This is a genomic window from Companilactobacillus alimentarius DSM 20249 (genome assembly GCF_002849895.1).
Classification (GTDB): Bacteria; Bacillota; Bacilli; order Lactobacillales; family Lactobacillaceae; genus Companilactobacillus; species Companilactobacillus alimentarius.
Map to the genome: position 1 here is coordinate 907,798 of NZ_CP018867.1, position 19,720 is coordinate 927,517.

Annotated in this window: 19 protein-coding genes and 1 tRNA gene; 6 read left to right on the forward strand and 14 right to left on the reverse strand. The window is 34.1% G+C overall.

The genetic code is table 11. From position 1 onward, the window contains the following. Positions 1-7: 7 nt before the first annotated feature. The 3 genes from trmB to LA20249_RS04450 are packed head-to-tail and all read right to left on the reverse strand — an operon-like array spanning position 8 to position 2,624. The gene (gene trmB, locus LA20249_RS04440; RefSeq protein ID WP_057739980.1) at positions 8-655 is read right to left on the reverse strand and encodes a tRNA (guanosine(46)-N7)-methyltransferase TrmB; all 648 of its coding nucleotides are present in this window, start codon (positions 653-655) and stop codon (positions 8-10) included. A 17-nt stretch (positions 656-672) separates the two neighbouring features. After that, positions 673-1,890, reverse strand: a complete 1,218-nt coding sequence (locus tag LA20249_RS04445; RefSeq protein WP_057739978.1) for an ABC transporter permease — start codon at positions 1,888-1,890, stop codon at positions 673-675. Next, entirely contained in the window at positions 1,890-2,624 is a 735-nt protein-coding gene (locus LA20249_RS04450; RefSeq protein ID WP_057739976.1) for an ABC transporter ATP-binding protein, read from the reverse strand. Before LA20249_RS04450 ends, LA20249_RS04445 begins: the two co-directional genes overlap by 1 nt. A 90-nt stretch (positions 2,625-2,714) precedes the next feature. On the opposite strand from LA20249_RS04450, the gene LA20249_RS04455 reads away from it, so the two are divergent. The 3 genes from LA20249_RS04455 to LA20249_RS04465 all read left to right on the forward strand — a co-directional run bounded on the left by LA20249_RS04455 (position 2,715) and on the right by LA20249_RS04465 (position 4,453). After that, entirely contained in the window at positions 2,715-3,143 is a 429-nt protein-coding gene (locus tag LA20249_RS04455; RefSeq protein WP_057739974.1) for an HIT family protein, read from the forward strand. Positions 3,144-3,145: 2 nt separating this feature from the next. Continuing rightward, complete coding sequence (locus LA20249_RS04460; RefSeq protein WP_057739972.1) at positions 3,146-3,439, forward strand: hypothetical protein; 294 nt, start codon at positions 3,146-3,148, stop codon at positions 3,437-3,439. A 108-nt stretch (positions 3,440-3,547) separates the two neighbouring features. Then, on the forward strand, positions 3,548-4,453 hold the full coding sequence (locus tag LA20249_RS04465; protein WP_057739970.1) for a peptidylprolyl isomerase PrsA: 906 nt from the start codon (positions 3,548-3,550) through the stop codon (positions 4,451-4,453). Positions 4,454-5,399: 946 nt separating this feature from the next. On the opposite strand, the gene LA20249_RS04475 is transcribed toward LA20249_RS04465, so the two are convergent. Continuing rightward, positions 5,400-5,867: a hypothetical protein gene (locus tag LA20249_RS04475; protein ID WP_157054449.1), complete on the reverse strand. Its 468-nt coding sequence runs from the start codon at positions 5,865-5,867 to the stop codon at positions 5,400-5,402. A gap of 233 nt (positions 5,868-6,100) precedes the next feature. Here LA20249_RS04475 and LA20249_RS04480 point away from each other — a divergent pair, with 233 nt between their 5' ends. Then, positions 6,101-6,292, forward strand: a complete 192-nt coding sequence (locus LA20249_RS04480) for a helix-turn-helix domain-containing protein (protein WP_057739964.1) — start codon at positions 6,101-6,103, stop codon at positions 6,290-6,292. A 425-nt stretch (positions 6,293-6,717) separates the two neighbouring features. Here LA20249_RS04480 and LA20249_RS04485 read toward each other — a convergent pair whose 3' ends face one another. The 6 genes from LA20249_RS04485 to LA20249_RS04510 all read right to left on the reverse strand — a co-directional run bounded on the left by LA20249_RS04485 (position 6,718) and on the right by LA20249_RS04510 (position 14,403). Continuing rightward, positions 6,718-7,284: an NADPH-dependent F420 reductase gene (locus LA20249_RS04485; RefSeq protein WP_057739962.1), complete on the reverse strand. Its 567-nt coding sequence runs from the start codon at positions 7,282-7,284 to the stop codon at positions 6,718-6,720. A gap of 104 nt (positions 7,285-7,388) precedes the next feature. Beyond that, positions 7,389-8,324, reverse strand: coding sequence for a 3'-5' exoribonuclease YhaM family protein (locus LA20249_RS04490; RefSeq protein ID WP_057739960.1), 936 nt, complete (start codon positions 8,322-8,324; stop codon positions 7,389-7,391). Continuing rightward, positions 8,317-10,749: an ATP-binding protein gene (locus LA20249_RS04495; protein WP_057739958.1), complete on the reverse strand. Its 2,433-nt coding sequence runs from the start codon at positions 10,747-10,749 to the stop codon at positions 8,317-8,319. The genes LA20249_RS04490 and LA20249_RS04495 overlap by 8 nt, the downstream gene beginning before the upstream one ends. 2 nt (positions 10,750-10,751) lie before the next feature. Beyond that, the gene (locus LA20249_RS04500; RefSeq protein ID WP_057739957.1) at positions 10,752-11,915 is read right to left on the reverse strand and encodes a metallophosphoesterase family protein; all 1,164 of its coding nucleotides are present in this window, start codon (positions 11,913-11,915) and stop codon (positions 10,752-10,754) included. A gap of 61 nt (positions 11,916-11,976) precedes the next feature. After that, positions 11,977-12,318, reverse strand: a complete 342-nt coding sequence (locus LA20249_RS04505; RefSeq protein ID WP_057739955.1) for a YlbF family regulator — start codon at positions 12,316-12,318, stop codon at positions 11,977-11,979. A 9-nt stretch (positions 12,319-12,327) separates the two neighbouring features. Beyond that, positions 12,328-14,403 carry a PBP1A family penicillin-binding protein gene (locus tag LA20249_RS04510; RefSeq protein WP_057739953.1) on the reverse strand — a complete coding sequence of 692 codons (2,076 nt, stop codon included), beginning with the start codon at positions 14,401-14,403 and terminating at the stop codon, positions 12,328-12,330. Positions 14,404-14,494: 91 nt separating this feature from the next. Here LA20249_RS04510 and LA20249_RS04515 point away from each other — a divergent pair, with 91 nt between their 5' ends. Continuing rightward, entirely contained in the window at positions 14,495-15,409 is a 915-nt protein-coding gene (locus LA20249_RS04515; protein WP_083477977.1) for an RluA family pseudouridine synthase, read from the forward strand. A 47-nt stretch (positions 15,410-15,456) separates the two neighbouring features. Here LA20249_RS04515 and LA20249_RS04520 read toward each other — a convergent pair whose 3' ends face one another. From LA20249_RS04520 to LA20249_RS04530, 3 genes are all read right to left on the reverse strand, one after another. Beyond that, a complete protein-coding gene (locus tag LA20249_RS04520) occupies positions 15,457-16,389 on the reverse strand; it encodes a prenyltransferase (RefSeq protein ID WP_057739951.1) in 933 nt (310 codons plus the stop codon). Positions 16,390-16,401: 12 nt separating this feature from the next. Next, positions 16,402-18,093, reverse strand: a complete 1,692-nt coding sequence (gene argS, locus LA20249_RS04525) for an arginine--tRNA ligase (RefSeq protein WP_057739949.1) — start codon at positions 18,091-18,093, stop codon at positions 16,402-16,404. A 356-nt stretch (positions 18,094-18,449) separates the two neighbouring features. Beyond that, positions 18,450-18,520 (reverse strand) — tRNA-Gly (locus LA20249_RS04530). A 165-nt stretch (positions 18,521-18,685) separates the two neighbouring features. On the opposite strand from LA20249_RS04530, the gene LA20249_RS04535 reads away from it, so the two are divergent. Then, on the forward strand, positions 18,686-19,162 hold the full coding sequence (locus LA20249_RS04535) for a hypothetical protein (protein ID WP_057739947.1): 477 nt from the start codon (positions 18,686-18,688) through the stop codon (positions 19,160-19,162). Positions 19,163-19,286: 124 nt separating this feature from the next. On the opposite strand, the gene LA20249_RS11980 is transcribed toward LA20249_RS04535, so the two are convergent. Next, positions 19,287-19,412 carry a hypothetical protein gene (locus LA20249_RS11980; RefSeq protein ID WP_257790484.1) on the reverse strand — a complete coding sequence of 42 codons (126 nt, stop codon included), beginning with the start codon at positions 19,410-19,412 and terminating at the stop codon, positions 19,287-19,289. Positions 19,413-19,720 lie beyond the last annotated feature (308 nt).

Consider the following 19,720-nt stretch of genomic DNA (forward strand, 5'->3'; position numbering starts at 1 on the left):
TAATAAACTAGTTTTCGAAATGGGCTTTCAGGTAATTGATCCTGAAGCCTTTTTTTGAAAACTTTTTTTCATACTCAGTTTCAATATTATTAACATTCAATTTATCATCGTTGTGTAAATCTAATGATATTTCATCAAATTTCATACCATAATTATTCATGCTAACCAATGAGTACTCGAATAAACCTTGATTATCGGTCTTAAACTGTAAATAGCCATCATCATTCAAGATGTATTGATATTGTTTTAAAAAGTCTTTATAGGTTAAACGACGCTTTTCATGACGAGTCTTAGGCCAGGGATCAGAAAAGTTTAAATAAATACCGTCAACTTCCCCTTCACCAAATAATTCAGATAAACCAGAACCATTAGCTAACAATAACTGCAAGTTGGGTAATTTCAATTCAACTTGCTTTTTTAATACCAAAGCAATTGCCCCTTCTTGAACATCCATTGCAATATAGTTGTTTTGAGGATTTTCTTGAGCTAATTCAGTTATAAATTTACCTTTCCCCGAACCGACTTCGATAAATAAAGGCTGTTTTTTAGCAAAACGTTCTTGCCACTTACCCTGCATATTTTCAGGCTGTACTGCAATCAGGTCAAGGTTTTCATTGATCATATCCTTAGCCCAAGGTTTGTTTCTTAATCGCATAAATCAAATTTTCTCCATTAATCTAGATATTTTTTTAATTGTCGTGGCATATAGAAGTAGTTCACAAAAATCAACACTAATAAACCAGCCGCAATAATTATCAAACTATTGATACTTAAACCAAATTTATAAAGGATAGCTAAAGCACTAACAATCCATTGAATTCCTAAGATGACTGTACTCAACTTTGTAAACGAAGCAATCTTCATTTTACCCGAAATTGGATATAATCTCTGCATTAAATTTTGCATAACTTCTTTAAAGTATGGTTTTAATTGAAATCCTACTAGATAAATAAACAACATTTCCACTATCAACGAAATATAAAAGCTGTCGATCAAACAGAGCATTATTGCTTGAATAATCGTCAATCGTAAAAACAAGCCTATATATTCATTGTTTCTCACGAATCCACGTGCAAATAAATACAAATAAGTATTGTTATTACTTGGTTTAATAAATTTATAAACCCAATCTAACCACTTACGGCGCTTAATCTTGCTATTAACTCCAGGAACATCTGTAAATAAATTATAGAAACGTTTGATTCGAAACATTCGTTGATTCTCTGTTTCAATCGCATATTTCCACTGTAATTGTCCACTGGTCTCTAAAGTCTTAACTCTCATATTTAGAAATAGGTAATAAATCACACCTACAATCACCATTAAGGGACTAAATGAATAAACTGAAAGAATTAAAGATACTATCAAGATTAAATTCGAAACCAATTTCATACTGAAATTTCCAAAATGATCTCGTCCATAAAGTGCCATCAAATTTACATTCAAAAAGCCTAACTTGTAAACAATTAAACCAACTGCAACTAAAACAATATCGGCTATTCTCATTCCTGCAGCTCGTGAAGCAAAAGCTGACAGCAAGAAGTTAGCTAAAGCCAAAGTCACGATTGGAATAAACACACTGTAATTTTTAGCAGCCTTAAAATATTTATAAAATTCTTTTTCCTTAACTAACAAAAATGTGCTGTCAGGATCTTCCATTAAGGTTGCAATACCACCAACTTGAACTGCTAAGAAAAGCAACAGAATTACAATTGGTTTTCCCAACATTAATTGATGATGAATTGTTCCTAAGAGATTAGAATACCAAAAACCTAAGGCACCTATCAAGACAATAAAGGCTAAAACAAAATTGTCGTTAAAGATAAGTCGCAAATATTTAAATTGGTCTAGTTGATGACGTCTTAATCTCTCTTGCCATAATTTAGTCATTAGAGATCCTCGTGGGACATCTTGATATAGATATCGTCTAAATTACTGTCTTGTTGCATATCAAATTTAGCCTTTAATTGATCCAATGTACCATCAGCACGAACTTGACCATGATTGATCAAGACAAATTTATCCGCATGATTTTGAACTGTCGCCAAAACGTGCGTCGACATCAAAACTGAACATCCCGCCTTTTTCTTGGCTTCAACGACGTTCAGTAAATCATTGACTGCCAATGGATCTAATCCTGTAAAGGGTTCATCAATAATAAATAAGGAAGCATCAGTCATGAACGCACAGACAATCATTACCTTTTGCTTCATACCCTTAGAAAAGTTTTGTGGAAACCAATCTAATTTATTATCTAAACGAAATGTTTTTAGTAATTCATTGGCATTCTTCCACGTCTGATCATGGTCTAAACCATAAGCCATAATTGTTAAATCAATATGCTCCCTTAAGGTCAATTCTGGATACAAAATGGGCATTTCAGGAACATAAGCAATTTTTTTTCGATATTTTTCAACATCATCATGTAAACTTATTCCATCAATCAAGATTTGTCCGCCACGAGGAGTCAAAAGTCCAATGATATGTTTAATAGTTGTTGATTTACCAGCACCATTCAAGCCAATCATTCCAACAACTTGCCCACTTTTAACTGTGAACGTTTCTTTTTTTAAAACTGATACTTGACCGTATCCACCGGTCAGTTCTTTTACTTCTAAAGTCATGGATTAAACCACCTATTATCTGTTTTTAATAATGTTAATATGATAGCATTGTAGTAAATATATTGCTGTTTTTGAAAGGAGATTTTTTACATGGATGATTGTGTATTTTGCAAAATCATTAACAATGAAATTCCAAGTACTACCATTTACGAGGATGATGATATCAAAGCATTCTTCGATATTTCTCAAGTAACACCAGGTCACACACTGGTCGTTCCTAAGAAACACGTTCAAGACATTTTTGCTTATGATGAAGATCTTGCTGAACGCGTCTTCAAGAAGATTCCGATGATTGCTCGTGCCATCAAAGCTTCTAATCCTAAAATCATTGGTATGAATATCTGCCAAAATAATGGCGAGATTGCTTACCAAAGCGTTATGCATTCACATATTCACCTAGTCCCTCGTTATTCAAAAGATGACGACTTTTCAATGCACTGGGGAGACAACACGGGTCTTGCAAGTAGTGAAGAACTACAAGATCGTGCTGACAAGATCAAACAAAACTTGGAGGATTAAAGATGAAATTCTTTACTGGATTCGCAATCGGGGCAGTTTCAGGTGTCGCCATTCATTTACTCCAATCAAAAGACACCACGTCTAGTGTTAATAATACCAAGTTATTTCAGAATATAAAAGATTTTAAAGACATATTAGCTGATCTTCAAAAAAATGCTACTGTTGTACCTGAAGTTATTTCAGGCATTCAAGAAGATTTAACTGACTACTCACAAAGCATTAAGCCAGATGTTGAAGAATTACAAGATTCCATTGCCGAAATGAAAGAAAACCTTGATAAATTGAACAAAAATTGAGGTCAAATATGAATTTTCTGTGATTTTTTCATAAAATGATAAACTATTAACCACTTTTTATGGTAGTCTTTTCAACTGTAGAGATATATAAATTAAGGATGTGTAAAGATGAATAAACGATTAACTAAATGGATCTTGGCACTTGCTGGTCTATTGATGGTAACTGTTGTTGCCGGATGTTCCGGTAACAAGACTGTTGCTACGCTTAAGGGTGGTAAAATCACTCAGGAACAATATTATAAAGAAATGAAGAGTTCTTCCCAAGGTAAGCAAACACTTCAAACAATGATTATCACAAAGGCCCTTGAAGACCAATATGGTAAGGATGTTTCCACAAAGCAAGTTACTAAAGAATACAACAAGTACAAGAGTCAATACGGTTCTTCATTTAGTTCACTTCTTCAACAAAATGGTATGACAACAGCTCAATTTAAGAAGAATCTCCGTACAAATCTTCTTACAGAAGTTGCATTGAAGAAGAACAAGAAAGTTACAAACAAACAACTTAAGAAAGAATGGAAGAGTTACCAACCTAAGATCACTGTTGCACATATCTTAGTAAGTAAGAAATCAACTGCTCAAGAAGTTATTCAAAAACTTCAAGACGGTGGCGACTTCACTAAACTTGCTAAACAATATTCAACAGACTCAGCTACAAAGAACAAAGGTGGTAAATTAGCAGCCTTTGACAATGATTCAACAAGTATTGATTCATCATTCAAGACAGCTGCTTACAAGATCGACAAAGTCGGTGATTACACAACAACACCTGTTAAGACTAACTATGGTTACAGTGTTATCAAGTTACTTAAGAAACCTGCTAAGGGTAAGATGAGTGACCACAAGGCTGAACTTAAGTCTAAGCTCTACGCTTCATGGTTACAAGATTCAACCGTTATGCAAAAGGTTATTTCTAAAGTCTTGAAGAGAGCCGATGTTTCTATCAAGGATAGTGATTTGAAAGATGTTCTTTCAGGTTACGTATCATCATCTTCTTCATCAAGTAAGAAATAATAATAGATAAGTAATTGAAAAGATTCTTGTGAAGTGAACTCCAATAATTGGAGTGAATTTCATTAATATGTCTGATCGCAGAAATGTGGTCAGGCATATTTTTTTTGGCATTTATTTCTCATTTCAATTGGTATTAGTCAATTGTTTGATTGTCGAATTCGTTTATTATTATAAAATTTGATTCATTTAGATATTGCTTGCTCTAATTGTTTTCGTGTCGCGTATTTATAATTCAGCACAGTTCCTATCTTTAACTGATGGATCTTTGGATCCCTTGATCTGAATGCATTGTCGATAAATATCCAGTATCTTTGGTCATTTTTAGAACCGATAAAAGAGACTCGATAATGAAATCAGTATTTGGATGCAATGAGGTGCTATACGAAAGTATTTCTCCTGAATAAAAATCAATGAAGATTGAAAGATAAAGTCTTTCATCTGTGGTTTCAAATCTCCATCTTGCCTCAGTTACGTCAGCCCCAATTTTCTGTATCGGCAAAAGTATAGCAAAACAATTTGATAAAAGGTTGTTCCTGTTATAAACCAAAAAAATGTGAGATAGATACATCTTAAAAAATGATCTATTCTCCAATTTTTAATTTACAAAACTCGTGATTAATCTCATGTTTTTGAACCTAACTGGGTTTGGAAACACTTAGTTACTTAAAAAAGGTCCGATATGAATTTTAAAATTCATATCGGACCTTTTTTTAAGCAACTATAGATTATCTAATTCTTAAGAAGTAATTCACTTATTTTTTAACTTTTTATAAAGTAATCCTTCCGGAACCGAAATAACGATCAAGACAATTAGAGTAGCGCAAATCGCATAATATGATATAGGCGTAAAACTAGCATACTTATTTTGTTGCACAATAGTAGCCATTAAGGCAACTATTTCAAATATATAACTTTTGCGGCCCATCTTATATAAAATGGTCTTCAATTACTGAAGTCCCCATGTAACCAAAGAACCTTCATTGCTTAACTTAGCCCAAACACCTCTACCATCAGGAACCTGTCCAATTAGTCCACCAACAACTGTAGATATGGCTGCCGTTGGACCCGCGGTTAATCCTGCTGTGGCGGCTACAGAAGCAATAGCCCATGCAACTGCACCCATTCCCGCAAGCTTTGCAGTTTTTACAATAGCCGAATTAAGATAAACCGTAAATCCCGTACTATTAGTCTTTATATATGTTTCGCCCTGACGCAACATGTCCTGTCTTAAAAGAGCCGTTCTTTCCGACACGGAAATTTTGGCATATGCTTCTGGATTATTTTCTTTAAGTGCATTTAGGATTTGACTATTACTAATACTTATATACTTATCCGGTATCGTCATTTCTTCATTTACATTATTGATTGAATCCGCCTTTGCAGTAACTACTCCAATAGAGGTAGATTCTAACATTAACAATGCAGCTCCGGAAATAGCAATCCTATTCATTAAATTCATAATATTCAATTTCCCTTTCATTTTATGGAATAATAGATTAAAAAACTCAAAAGATATTATCTAGAATTTATCTCTTTTTAATCTATTTCCTATTCCAACTTTTATTATGAAGCTGTTTCCTTTATAATGAAAGAAAGGGGTACTTTCGAAAGAGCTCCTTTCTACATACTCGTTGGGGGGATAAAAACATGAATATATCTGAAAAATTGAAATATCAGAGAAAAAAGAATGGTCTTTCACAAAACGATGTCGCAAAAAAATTACATATTACAAGACAAGCAATATCCCAATGGGAAAGAGAAGAAAGTTATCCAGAATTAGAAAATTTACATTTAATATCAAGTATTTATCATATCAACTTATCTTATTTTTTTGATTAATTATTTGTTCATTGATTCATCTATTAAACCAGTCTGAGGAACCCAAAGTGTGTTTTATAAATAGGGAATCTCAGACTATTTATTTTCAACTATCTCTCCGACACACTTCATCCACAAACATGAAGACACATTTTCCTTACTCAAACTTTATTATTAGTAGTATCAATTCTGAATAAAGAAACTATATTTTGAATTAAATCTAAAACTAACTGAATTTCCAGATTTGAAGTGAAACCCAATAATAAGAAGAACTTAAGACATAACCATCTATTAGCTAAATTTTCAAAGTAAACGCAAAACTATCATAGCTTTTTCCTTAAACCAAATAGACCAAGGTAATCAAAGTACGATTGCCTTGGTCTATTATTTTAACGCTCGAATGACCACATTATATCTTGCTTTCTTATATTTATAAATTACAATAACTAGTCTAATACACCTAAGCCTGTAATCTTTTTATTAGTAGCTAAAGACATTTGTAAGAAGCCAAATGCTTCAAGTTCTCGTGCTCTATTTAGATTACCGGCATCAATAACTTCAACTTGACTTCCCTCAAGTGATTCTTTCAAAGCCTGCTTAGCTTCCAAAGAATCTCCAGCTGTCAAAATTTTAGTTGGAACAGTTTCATTTACTTTCTTTGTTACCAAGGTATTCGAAAAGTTTGTATTGAATGCCTTAATAACTTGCGAGTCTGGTAGTAGATTTGCAAGTTGTTCAGTTGCCGAACTATCGGCTGGGACAACTAATCCATCCCAAGTTTCAAAGTTAACTGGATTAGTAACATCGACAACTACTTTTCCCTTTAACTCGGATTTATTTGCTTTAGCAATTGCAAGAGCTGCATCATATGGAACTGCTAAAACAACGATTGATCCTAATGTTGGTACTGCATCGGAATGTCCCAATTTAGTAACCTGGTTGCCACCTTGAGTCATCAATCCGCCAATTGCTTGTCCCATATTTCCTCTACCAAAAATTGTAATATCTGCCATTACACAATCCTCCTATGAATGTATCGCTTTCAAACATACATTCACACTAACTAATCTCAAAAAAGTTGTCAAAGAATTGATTTTTCAAACCGAATAATTACATTTTAGCTGTGCTTATAAAATGAGCGATTATCCAATCCAAAGACTCGCTCTGAAAACTTGCCATTTTCAGTCTTAGTCAATGCCTTAGTAATCATATTAATGGATGCGTCCATCACGATATTATGCAAAACCTCAGCCTCAAGCAATTTAGGGCGTTCTGGGGAGCCATATTCCAACAAACCATGATGTGAAAGAATCATGTGTCGTAAAAGAATCATATCTTCACTCTCTAAATTAATCTGTAAATCAGTTGCAGCTTGAACAATTTCCTCATCGACAATCGTAATGTGTCCTAACATGTTACCTTCAAAGGTATATTCAATATCAAGATTACCTGTCAATTCAACGATTTTACCAAAATCATGTAAACAAGCACCGGCAATTAACAGTGCTCGATTGATTTGTGGATAAAGATCAGCAACTTTTTCAGCTAAACGAACCATACTCAATGTGTGATAAGCTAAACCACCTTGAAAATCGTGATGATTGCTTTTTGCAGCAGCACTGATAAAGAAACGATCGTGATATTTCTTAAACAAGTAACGGACAATTCTATTCCAAGCTCCATTAGTAATTTGTAAGAAGACATCTTCAAATTCATCTTCCATATCTGACTTCTTCATGGGTGCCGTTTGAACGAATTGGGCCATGTCAACCGTCTGTGGATCAAGTAATCCTAAACGAGTAATATTCACTTGGGGCTTGCCTTGATAAAGGTCTCTTCTACCTTCTAATTGGACAATAGCCCCAACATGATACTTCTTAGCATCTTCTTCGCTTGCATCCCAATATTTTCCAGGGATTTGACCAGACTTATCTTCAAAAACTAATGACAAAAAGTTTTTCCCATTTTTTGCTAGGCGAAAATCCGAGCGCTTAATGATAACTTCCAAACTCATGTTTTCACCTTTGTTAAAATCAATAATATGTTTAACCATTATTACTTCCCCCCAACCTTAAGATATGATCTTGCGATAAATGTTTTGGCTCATTAGCAGTGACATAAATGACTTGATTACTCTTAGCCACCTCTTGAATCAATTTAAATACATTATTCGTTCTAGAGATATCAAAATCAACAAACGCATCGTCAATTAAAATCGGTAGTTTGATTAAATCAGCGATTTCAGTTACGAAAGCCAATCTTAATGATATGTACAATTGGATGGTTGTCGCCTGTGATAATTCGTGAACATTAAATTTATTTTTATCTTGACTGATAACGCCAATATCATTTTTATTGAAATCAATTCGAATATAATTATTATTCGTTAACAAGGAAAAATATTGTGTTGCTCTAGCAATCATCCTCGGATAACGATTCTCCGTAGCAATATTGAGCATCTTACGAATCCACTTGCTAGCCAATTTTCTAGCCAACCACTCATCGTAGTATTCAACAATATCGGCCTGATTTTGAGCTAATTGGTCTACAAGTTTTTGATATTGTGTATTGTCATAAACCTGTTGCATTTGTTCTTTCAAAGAACCCATCTGTCGACTCAATTCATTATTTCTATCGGTCAATTGTTGCTTCTTTTTTGTAACCTGATTTAAATCTCTCATCAAAGAATCGTGACTATTATACTGTTGTAATTTCTTTAAATCATCGCCTAAAAAGGCCTTATCCTGTTTTACTTCATTAATAATTCTTTGATTTTGAACTTGATTGGTGTGCATTTGGACAAAGGTTTCAACATTTGGCACTTGATATTTAGCAACAATTCGTGAAATTTCGGCATTGATTTCTTGCAAACGCTGATTACGATCATTAGTAATTTTTTCAGTTTCAGACGCACTTTGAGCATTCAAATCTGCTCGAGCTTTAATCTTATCTAATCGCGTAAAATACTTTTCTATTTGTTCATTATAATTATCTTTCTTATAGGATTTATCCAAAACATTCAGTTCAATCAAAATATTACGCCATTTATTTAAATCAACTTCGATAGCTTTGATACCATCACTTAGTCCATTTTGGATCGTTCTAAAATTTGCCAGTTGAATGACAACACTTTGTAAATTGAGGATATTTTCCCTAGTCAAATTCTCGTATCCCTTTTGTTGTAAAAAAGAAGGTCCACTAGCTCCCTTAAATTTAGAATTTTTCCCCTGATACCAGTACCAAACACCACAAGCAATCGCTACGATAGCAAAAATCAATTTCAAAGGATTCTTTGTTAAAAACATCAAAATCACAGCAATACCTATAATAATCAATGGAAGATTATAGTTCTTAGTATTTTGCTGTGGTGTAATTTTCCCCAGTTCAGAGCTGGACAACGGTTTCATATCTTCTGACAATTGGGGATTATTTTTAAAGAGTTGATCGACTTGCGTATCGACCTTCAAAAGCTTTGACTTCATATCGTCACGATGAAATTGTAAATTTTGCAATTCAAACTTTTGATTGCGAATATAATCCAGACGTTTTTGATTAGTCCGATAATTGACCAAAATCTGCTTTTCGACATTGTCCAATTGTGCCACACGATTTGTCGTGGAAGTTTCCTGCAAAGTACTCAATTCCTGATTATCAGTAAGAAAGTTCTCCCAATCATCATTGCTAACTGAGATCCCACTGCCAGCAGGGACTTTTGATGAAGAAAGCTGTTCGTAACGAGGCCACTTCTTATCCAAATTACGCAAGTCATTTTCATTCTGACTGACACTTTTCAATAATTCTTCATTACGATCAAATTTTTCCTGAACTTGTGCTAACTGACTTTCAACTTTTCGATAAGCAACTTGTTGATTCTCAAATTCTGATTTTTCAACTAAAAGATCATCACGTTCTTTTAGTTTCGTCACTAATGGCTGCTTTTGTCCACGTTTTTTGTAAATTGTTTCCGCAGCCTCATTCATTCGATCAGCTGTAGCTAGCCATTCTTTACTACCGACAGCTCCCACTGACATTATTTCTGTCTCCAATTGCTTTTCATCTAATCCATAGATAGACAAAATATTTTTATCGTCAAAAACATGCGTGTGTTCAAAATCATCTTTAGTGAAGCTGCCAATAATCTCTTGCAAAAGACTTTCTGGCACTTGTTGATCATCATGAAATAAGGTAACTGTTCCGTTGCCTTTTCCTTCAACTCTACGAACTAGCCAAAGACTTTTGTCATCAGACTGAAACTCTAATTCACCACCATAACTACTACTATTTTTGGGCTTATACTGTAAATATTTATTATCTCCACGGGCCGAAGCGAAGCCAAATAAGATACTTTTAATAAAATTTAAAAGGGTCGTTTTTCCAGCTTCATTTGAACCAAAAATAACTTGATAATCTTGTTTAAAGTCAAATTCTTGATCGACCCATTTACCAAAGCCGTATATTTTTGCCTTAATTAATTTCACGATTACTCTCCAGTATATTTTTGATTAATTGTATTTTTAGTCAATTCAATTATATTTTTCAAAAAATCAGATTCATTAATATGTTTACGAATAATATCAGAACTATAAAGTTTGCTATCTAGATCTTTAATAGCATCCAAATCAATTACTTCTTTTTCTGCTTCATCCCAATATTTCTGATCAATTGTAGCCAGTTGTGGATTATCATTGTACTTCAAAATAATTTTATACAATAATCCTGGCGTATTCATATTAGATACCTGTTGCCAAAGTTCATGACGATGAATTACTTTTAAGACATCTTCATGCAACTTCTGTGCATCATTTATCGTTAAAGTTAAGAGAACTTGTGGTTCATTCAATTTAGCCCCAATCTTTTTTATTAGAGATTGAACCGTATCATCGCTCGTTACGCTTAAACCGGACTTCTCCCAGTCATAGACGCTGCTTTGAACAAATCTTAAGTGCGTTGTTTGTTTGTCAACTGAAACGATATAAAAGCCCTTAGGAGTCGTTTCATTTTGATTGCGGCCTTGAATGTCCCCAGGATACACAATCACTGGTCTTTCGTGTAGAACTTCTCGCTTATGAATATGACCTAAGGCCCAATAATCGTAGCCTTTTTTCAAGAGATCATTGATTTTAAAAGGAGCATAATTATCATCACCGACACCTGCATGCAAGATACCAATCTGATAATCAACTGAATTACGTTCAGGATAATTTTCCACCACGTTCTTTTTAACGTGTTGTTGATGATAGCTAAAACCAGCTATTCCCACTTTTTGTCCATCCTTAGCGATTAAAGTTTTCATTTCAGGATTTTCTCCAAAGACAGTCACGTTCTCAGGAAAATCAATGACTGAAAAATCATTACGATAATAATCGTGATTGCCATAGATCATAAAGACTTTAATATTAACTTGAGACAACTTTTCGAATTCAGATTTTAAAAACATTTGAGCCTTTAATGAACTATCTGTATCGTCAAAAATATCTCCTGCTAAGATAACAAAATCAACTCTTTCAGATATTGCTGTCTGAAAAAGCTTTTTAGCTGCCTCATAGGTTGAATCTTTGAGTTGATCCTGTAATTGTTTTGAAAAGTCACTGATGCCGACAAAAGGTGTATCTAAATGCAAATCGGCTGCATGCAAAAACTTCATTCTGAAACTCCCCCATAAAAGAAAAGGACTTGAGCAAAAATACCTCAGCCCTAAGTCCTTATTATTTATCTTGGTAAATTTCGGCGATTGGCTTTGAAATGATCTTGTTCAATTCTTCCATCATCGAATTCATCTTTTGCTCTTTTTCCATTAAGTTTTGAATTTCACTGTAATTTGAAAGTTGATCTGTCAATTCACGCATTCCTTTGATATCGTCATCCGTGATTTCTTGACCTTGGGCTTGCTTTTGTTGGAGTTCAAATTGTTTGTTTTGAACTTTATCAAAAAGCTTGTAAGCCAAGTCATTTGCCTTAACGGCTTCAAAAGCAAGTTTTAATTCAGAAACTTCCGTTGTCTTTCTTAAATCTTGTTCGAGTTGGTTGGCACTATCATAAATGTTCATACAGTCCTCCTATTGACCAAAAAAATTCTTAATATCATTATACCATTCCGTGGCTTTATCTTTAACGTTATTTACACCATCTTCAATAGATTTTGTAATATTTTTGCTACCAGAAGAATCGTCTTTATTAGCTTGAGCTAAATTAGCGGCATCTTTTACTCCAAAGTCAGTACCTTTAGTTTCTGGTAAAATATTCGTCATCTCATTCTTAAAGAGTGTTGCCAAACCATTTTCACTATAGGCCGGGATGAAGTGATCTTTATCAGAATTATCGAATCCAATCCAATTGGCTACAACGATATCCGGTGTATAACCTATCATCCATTGATCCTTTGTCCCATCATAACCCCAAGAACGTGGAACCTCAGTACTACCTGTTTTACCAGCAATTTGATATCCTGATGGCTTGGCGGCTTTACCAGTACCCTCGTTATATACACCCAACATCATACTAGTCATTTCTTTAGCCGTATTTTTACTGATAATCTGCTTAGTAGAAGTATTAGTGTTATTAACAATCACCGTACCAGTCGAATCAACGATTTTAGTAATGAAATGCGTATTAGCTAATTTTCCTTCATTAGCAAAAGCTGTGTAAGCGCGAGCCATTTGTAGTGGAGAAACACCATTTTCTAAACCACCCAAAGCTAGTGCTAAATTCTGATCATTTTTGTGAATTTTGATACCAAAGTTTTCAACCGAATTGACACCTTTTTGCACGCCAATCTTATCTAATAAAGCAACTGCTGGTACATTCTCACTTTGAATCAAAGCCTTGTACATCGGAATTGACTTTTGATACAAACCATCAGCATTGGTAGGAGTATACTTATTTTTACCAAAACTAGTTACTTCATCAGGCAGTTCGGAATCATAGCTATAGCCGTTTTCAATGGCTGGAGTATAGACTGCCAATGGTTTGATAGTCGATCCAGGCTGTTGTTTCATCTGCGTTGCCCGATTGAAGCCTCTAAACGTATGGTCACCTCGACCACCCACAACTGCTAAGATTCCACCGTTCTTTGGATTTACCGCTATTGAAGCACCTTGTATCTTAGTACCATCAGCTGCATTAGCTGGGAATAAATAACTATTATTAAATGAGTTTTGCATCTTAGTTTGAATATTTTGATCTAAGGTCGTATAAATCTTGTAGCCCTTATTCAAAATATCATCTTCCTTAAGACCATACTTGTTGACAGCCTCAGAGATAACAGCATCAAAGAAGTAAGGATACTTGTAAGAACTATTACCCGAATAATTATCATTCAACGTAATTGGTGTATTCTTATAATACGTAGCTTGAGCGGCTGTTATCTTCTTAGTTTGAGTCATCAAGTCTAAGACCAGATTACGTCGTGCCTTTGAGTTAGACATACTATCAATCGGATTATAATTATTAGGAGCCTTTAGAATAGCCGCTAAAACGGCCCCCTCAGCTGGATTCAATTCTGAGGCATTCTTACCAAAATACTTTTCAGAAGCATCCTGAACTCCCCAAACACCGTTACCAAAATAAGCGTTATTCAAATACATTGTCAAAATTTCTTTTTTTGAATAAACTCGATTGATTTCAATAGATAGAAATAATTCCTCCCCTTTACGGGAAAGAGTCTGTTTCTGCGTCAAAAGTGAATTCTTAGCCAACTGTTGCGTCAAAGTACTTCCACCACCAGTAATGCCATGATGTATTACATACCCCAAAGCAGCGCGCATGTATCCCTTAATACTGAATCCGGGATTGGTCCAAAAGGTTCGATCCTCAGTCGAAATGACTGCATTTTGAATATTCTTAGAAATCTTGTCGAAACTGACATAAGTCCCCTTGTTAGCATACAATTCGCCAGCATCATCTCCATCTTTATCCAAAACAGTTGTTTTATTCTGTAAAGATGATTGTAAATTTTCTACATTCGACGTTTTTGCCTTATAAGTCCAAAAACTACTTAAAACTAATATCGCCATTAGAACCAATAAAATGATCCAACGCGTAATTTGAAATCTTTTCCAATATTTTTTGATAAAAGACCAAGCAATTAGTAACTTCGGTTTGAGCCAAACCCAAAACCTGTTTTCATTATTCATTGTTTAAAATACCTCTGTATAAGAACAAATTTTATCACATTATTGGAATATTTTTTAATCTACTCACTAATATTTAAGGAGTTGCAAAGTAATGTATCAAAAAAATATCATTTATCATTCTAAAAAACAAGAAGATTTATCGCTTCGTCAACTATTAAAAAAGTGGCTAATACCTAAGAAGTGGCAGCATTTTCTCCGCATTCAGCACGACGTTTTAATTAATCAAAAATATCATCCCTTTAATACAATTGTTAAAGATAAGGATGAAATAACACTTAAATTCAATTTTCCACCCCGTACTCAACAACATTACCTGCCTGGTCATGATCCAGTCCAGGTTGCTTATGAAGACAATGATATTATCGTCGTCAACAAAGCTGCTGGTAAAAAGACCCATCCCAATACCAATCAAGAAGATGATTCTTTGATGAATGACGTAGAATCATATCTGAAAAATGGTCACCCTTACATGGTTCATCGAATCGACATGGAAACTTCAGGACTAGTCTTAATTTCTAAAACACCTTATCTAGTTCCAATTTTTAATCGGCAACTAAGCAGTAAGAAATTACATCGTCAGTATCTAGCCGTAGTAAAGTTAAACAATCCTATTGCTGAGCGTGGCACTATTGACTTACCGATTGACCAAGACCCTGAAGATGTTAGAAAGAGAATGGTCAAAGATTCTGGGTTAAGAGCTGTTACCGAATATAACGTAATTAAAAAGAATTCCAATTATGCCCTGTTAAATCTAAACCTTTTAACTGGTCGTACACATCAACTCCGCGTTCACTTATCTTATTGTGGTTGGCCGATTGTAAATGACCCCCTTTACAACTCTGATCCTAAAAATGGCAAATTATTATTATTTGCCTACAAATTAGTCTTTGAAGAACCTTTTACGGGTAATTTAAAAATAATTGAGGCAAAGTTATCAAAAGATATGTATAATTTAATATGTGCTTATTTTAAGCAACCAAAAAGCTCATCTAATCCCGACAATTAGATGAGCTCTCTTTTTGTCTAAAAAAGTTTAGGAGTGAGTCAACTTTTCTAGTGGGCTGTAACTATAAGGGACATAATCATCTTAATAATCGCCCCGACAGCAATTAATAAGATATAACCCACGACTAACTTTGTCACAGCTTTAATTACTAAAGGATATGTCTTTGTCTTTATCTGTTCTTTTAGATAAGGACGTAGATCATCCCAAATATTTGGATAAAGCAGTACGAGTAACAGTGTAATGTAAGGTACTACTTTTAAAACAGCCAAAATGGGAATTAGCAGGAAGGCTAAGGCCCAACTAGCCTTAAATAAACTCAATGCATTGGTTTTGCCTATTCTGCTGACCAATGTATTCCGACCATTTTTAACATCTGCTTCTAAATCACAAGTTCCATTACTTAATTCTGCACAAAAAGCAGCAAAAGTATTTGGCAAACTAACCAAAATTATTGAAATTGCGGTACTAGAATCAAATTTGCCAACTCCAACTAACCCTAGATAAACATAGGTCACTGGAATCAACTGGGTAATGGCAACAGCCACCACTATTTCTCCAAACATCGTAGAGTTTAATGGCTTTGGACCCGCAGAATACAATAAACCAACACCGATACCAATAATACCAAGTACTAAAGTTATCCAGCCGGTTTTGTAAACTAAAAAGGCTCCAATTATTAATGGAAAAATGGCCAAACCGTACATCCATTTTTTGACTATTGCCAGTGATTCACGATTGATTCCGATCGTACTGATTTTCTTACGGTATTCTTCACTCGTGGAATTTCGATAATCCATATAATTATTGTGAAAATTAATAAATAAATGAATGAAAAATACTGCGACAAAACCCAATAAACCGTAAATCAAGTTAAAAGTTTCATAATTTAGATAGGTAAAAACGATTGCTAAGATCAACCACGCAATATCTAACGTTGTTGTCTTTATTTCTGATAGTTCGCTAAAAAGTTTTCTATCCAAAATTAATTCACCCTACATTTCTTCTGGAGCTCTAACACCAAGAAGTGCTAAAGACATTTGTAAGACCGTTGAAACTGATTTAACTAAGGCTAATCTAGCTTTCAAGCCTTCATCATCAGCCAAAATCTTACTGTGTGCATAATATTGATTGAAACTCTTTGCTAACTTTAGAACATATTTAGCGATTACTGATGGCTCATAAGTTGCTGCAGCACGTTTAACAACATTAGGGAAATCTTCAAGCATCTTGATAGTGTCCCAAGCTTCTGGATCAGTTAATGAAAAGTCAGTAGCATCTGCATAATCAGCATCAGATTTTCTCAAAATACTTAAAGCACGAGCATTCGTATATTGAACATAAGGACCTGTTTCACCTTCAAAACGAACAACTTCTTCCAAATTGAAGTCAAAACTATCACGACGATCATTCTTCAAGTCATGGAAGACAACCGCACCGACACCAACAGCTTCCGCAACTGCATCTTTATTCTTCAAATCAGGATTCTTTTCTTCGATTTGCTTCTTAGCTAAGTCGACTGCATCGTTTAAAACATTATCTAATAAGATAACATTTCCCTTACGTGTCGAAAGTTTCTTACCGCCAGCTGTAATCAAACCGAATGGAATATAAACAATATCGTCAGCCCAGTCATAACCCATTTTCTTAAGAACAATCTTTAATTTAGCAAAGTGCTCTGCTTGTTCACTACCAACAACATAAAGCGATTTAACGAAATCGAACGTATCCTTACGGTATTTAGCGGCTGCCAAATCACGTGTGATATACAACGTAGCTCCATCAGTCTTCTTGATCAAAGCCGGTGAAAGATCATATTCTGATAAGTCAACGATCTCAGCTCCACGACTCTCTTGCAAAAGTCCTTTTTCTTCCAAAGTATCAACAATTGCATCCATCTTGTCGTTATAGAATGATTCACCCGTAAAGTGATCAAAAGTAACATCCAAACGATCATAAATTGATTGGAATTCTTTCAATGAAAGTTCCTTGAACCATGTCCAAAGACTAAGAGCCTCTTTGTCGCCATCTTCCATCTTCTTAAACCAAGCACGAGCCTCATCGTCTAATTCTGGTTTAGCCTCTGCCTCTTTATGGAAACGAACATAATATTTCAAAAGGTTATTAATAGGATCTGCTTCAACTTCTGCCTCTGAACCCCACATCTTATAACCAACAATCAACTTACCAAATTGTGTTCCCCAATCACCCAAGTGATTAATTTTAACTGGTTGATAGTTTAATTTACTGATGATCTTTGAAATCGAATTACCAATTACAGTTGAACGCAAATGACCCATTGACATAGGCTTAGCAATATTAGGTGATGACATATCGATTGGTACGTTGCGTCCCTTACCTTCGTCTGCGTTACCATAATTATTTTTTTCTGTTAAGACTTCTTTAATGACATCATTTGAAAAGCTCTTTTTATCTAAGAAAAAGTTAATATATGCGCCTGTGTTTACAACTTGTTCAAAACCAGTCGTATCAATTTTGCCAACTAATTCTTCGGCAATCATCTTAGGTGCTTTGTGCAATGACTTAGCAAGAATAAAAGTTGGAAACGCATAATCACCAAGATCTGATGTCTTAGGTTTCTCAATTAATTTTGTTACTTGTTCCTCAGTAATTTCGTCAGGTAATACCTTAACTAAGGCATCAACTACTTGTTTTTTAAAGTCCATATTTTCCTCCTATTGGATAAAAAAAACGCCTCTTCCAATAACTATAGTATTGAAAGAGACGAGATTTCCCGCGGTACCACTCTAATTGATTAATATCCACTCATTAATTAATATATTAAATTTATAATTATTAAGATGGGATGCGACTTAGTCACTGAAATGATCAACTTACACCAAAATTTGATCTCGCTTTAAATCAATTAACTAATTAGTCCTTCTTTTGCAAAAATATAATAGCACATAAAAAAGGCAATAACAATCTTTATCAGCTATTTATCTTTTAAAAAAGTGTGACACATCTGTGACACACTCTAATCAATTTCTATAACTTACTAGAACTTCTATAATTAAGATAAAGCGAACTACGAGAATCGAACTCGCGACACTAGCTTGGGAAGCTGGTATTTTACCATTAAACTAAGTTCGCATTTGACAACTAGTTAATTATACAACAAATTATGCCAAAAAGATAAATTTTATTTAAATTTACTTTGAGAATTTACAATATAAATTGATTTTTATTTTTCGTTACCATAGAATCAGAAGTGACGATAGATTTCTATCAATATATTGCATCAAGGAGAAGATTATAATGAAAAAAACATTGGTTACTTTATTAGCCGCTGTTTCATTAATGGGTGGATTTGCTACAGTTGCTACAGGCTGTTCAAATGGTAATACACAACAAGTAGAAAAACACTCTGCTAAAAAAATCACTAAGGACGAAATTAAGGGGCATGACTATGTTGGTGTCAGTTCCGATAATAAAGATGAATTTATCACTTTCTTTACTGGTAAGGACAAAAAGACTGTTCAATTCGTTCGTGTAAGCAAAAATGGTTCTCAAAAGGCAATCACAGATTTCAAAAAAGCCAAATTGGTTATGAATAAAAAGAATGCTAAGAAATTCAAGATTGATGGTTTCAGAGTTATCAAGGAACCCGATTTCGAATGGAACTTTGTTAAAGTTGGTAAAACAACAATTAAATCTCCTGATGGCAAGAAATGGAAACTATTTAACGGCTCACATAAAAAGGCAATCAAAGCCGTACAAAAGAATGCTAAATAACTTGAAATATAATAAAAGCAAATCCAGTAATGGGTTTGCTTTTTTATATTTACTTTTTCAGCAAACAAAAAGACCCATAGCTCAAGCTATAGATCATTTATTTACTATAAAATTCAGTTATTAATTAAACAGTCGTCTTTAATTTGTTAACTGCTTCTTCAATTGTTTTACCGTTTGCAAAGACTTTTGTATTTGTATCCACAACGGTAAACAATTGAGACTTTGTATTCAAGCTTACTTGATATTTCATTTGTCTACCTCCTAAAATTAACTCAACGGATGAACCTAATTATATTACTAAATTAATAAAAAGCAAGCCCTTACATTTTGGAATTTTCCTACTAATTATTTAGTTCAGTGGTAGAATTTTCAATAAGTTCTCGATATAATTAGTTTAGAGAATAAGGAGAAGATGCAAAATGAAGAATATGTCCAAAAAAGAATATCCGTCGTGGTACCCTCGTAAACGGGGGCATAACACAGTTGAGTTTAATAAACCTGATAGATGGTACGAATGGTCGGCCATTCTTGGTATTATCTTTTTTGCGATTTTTTTAC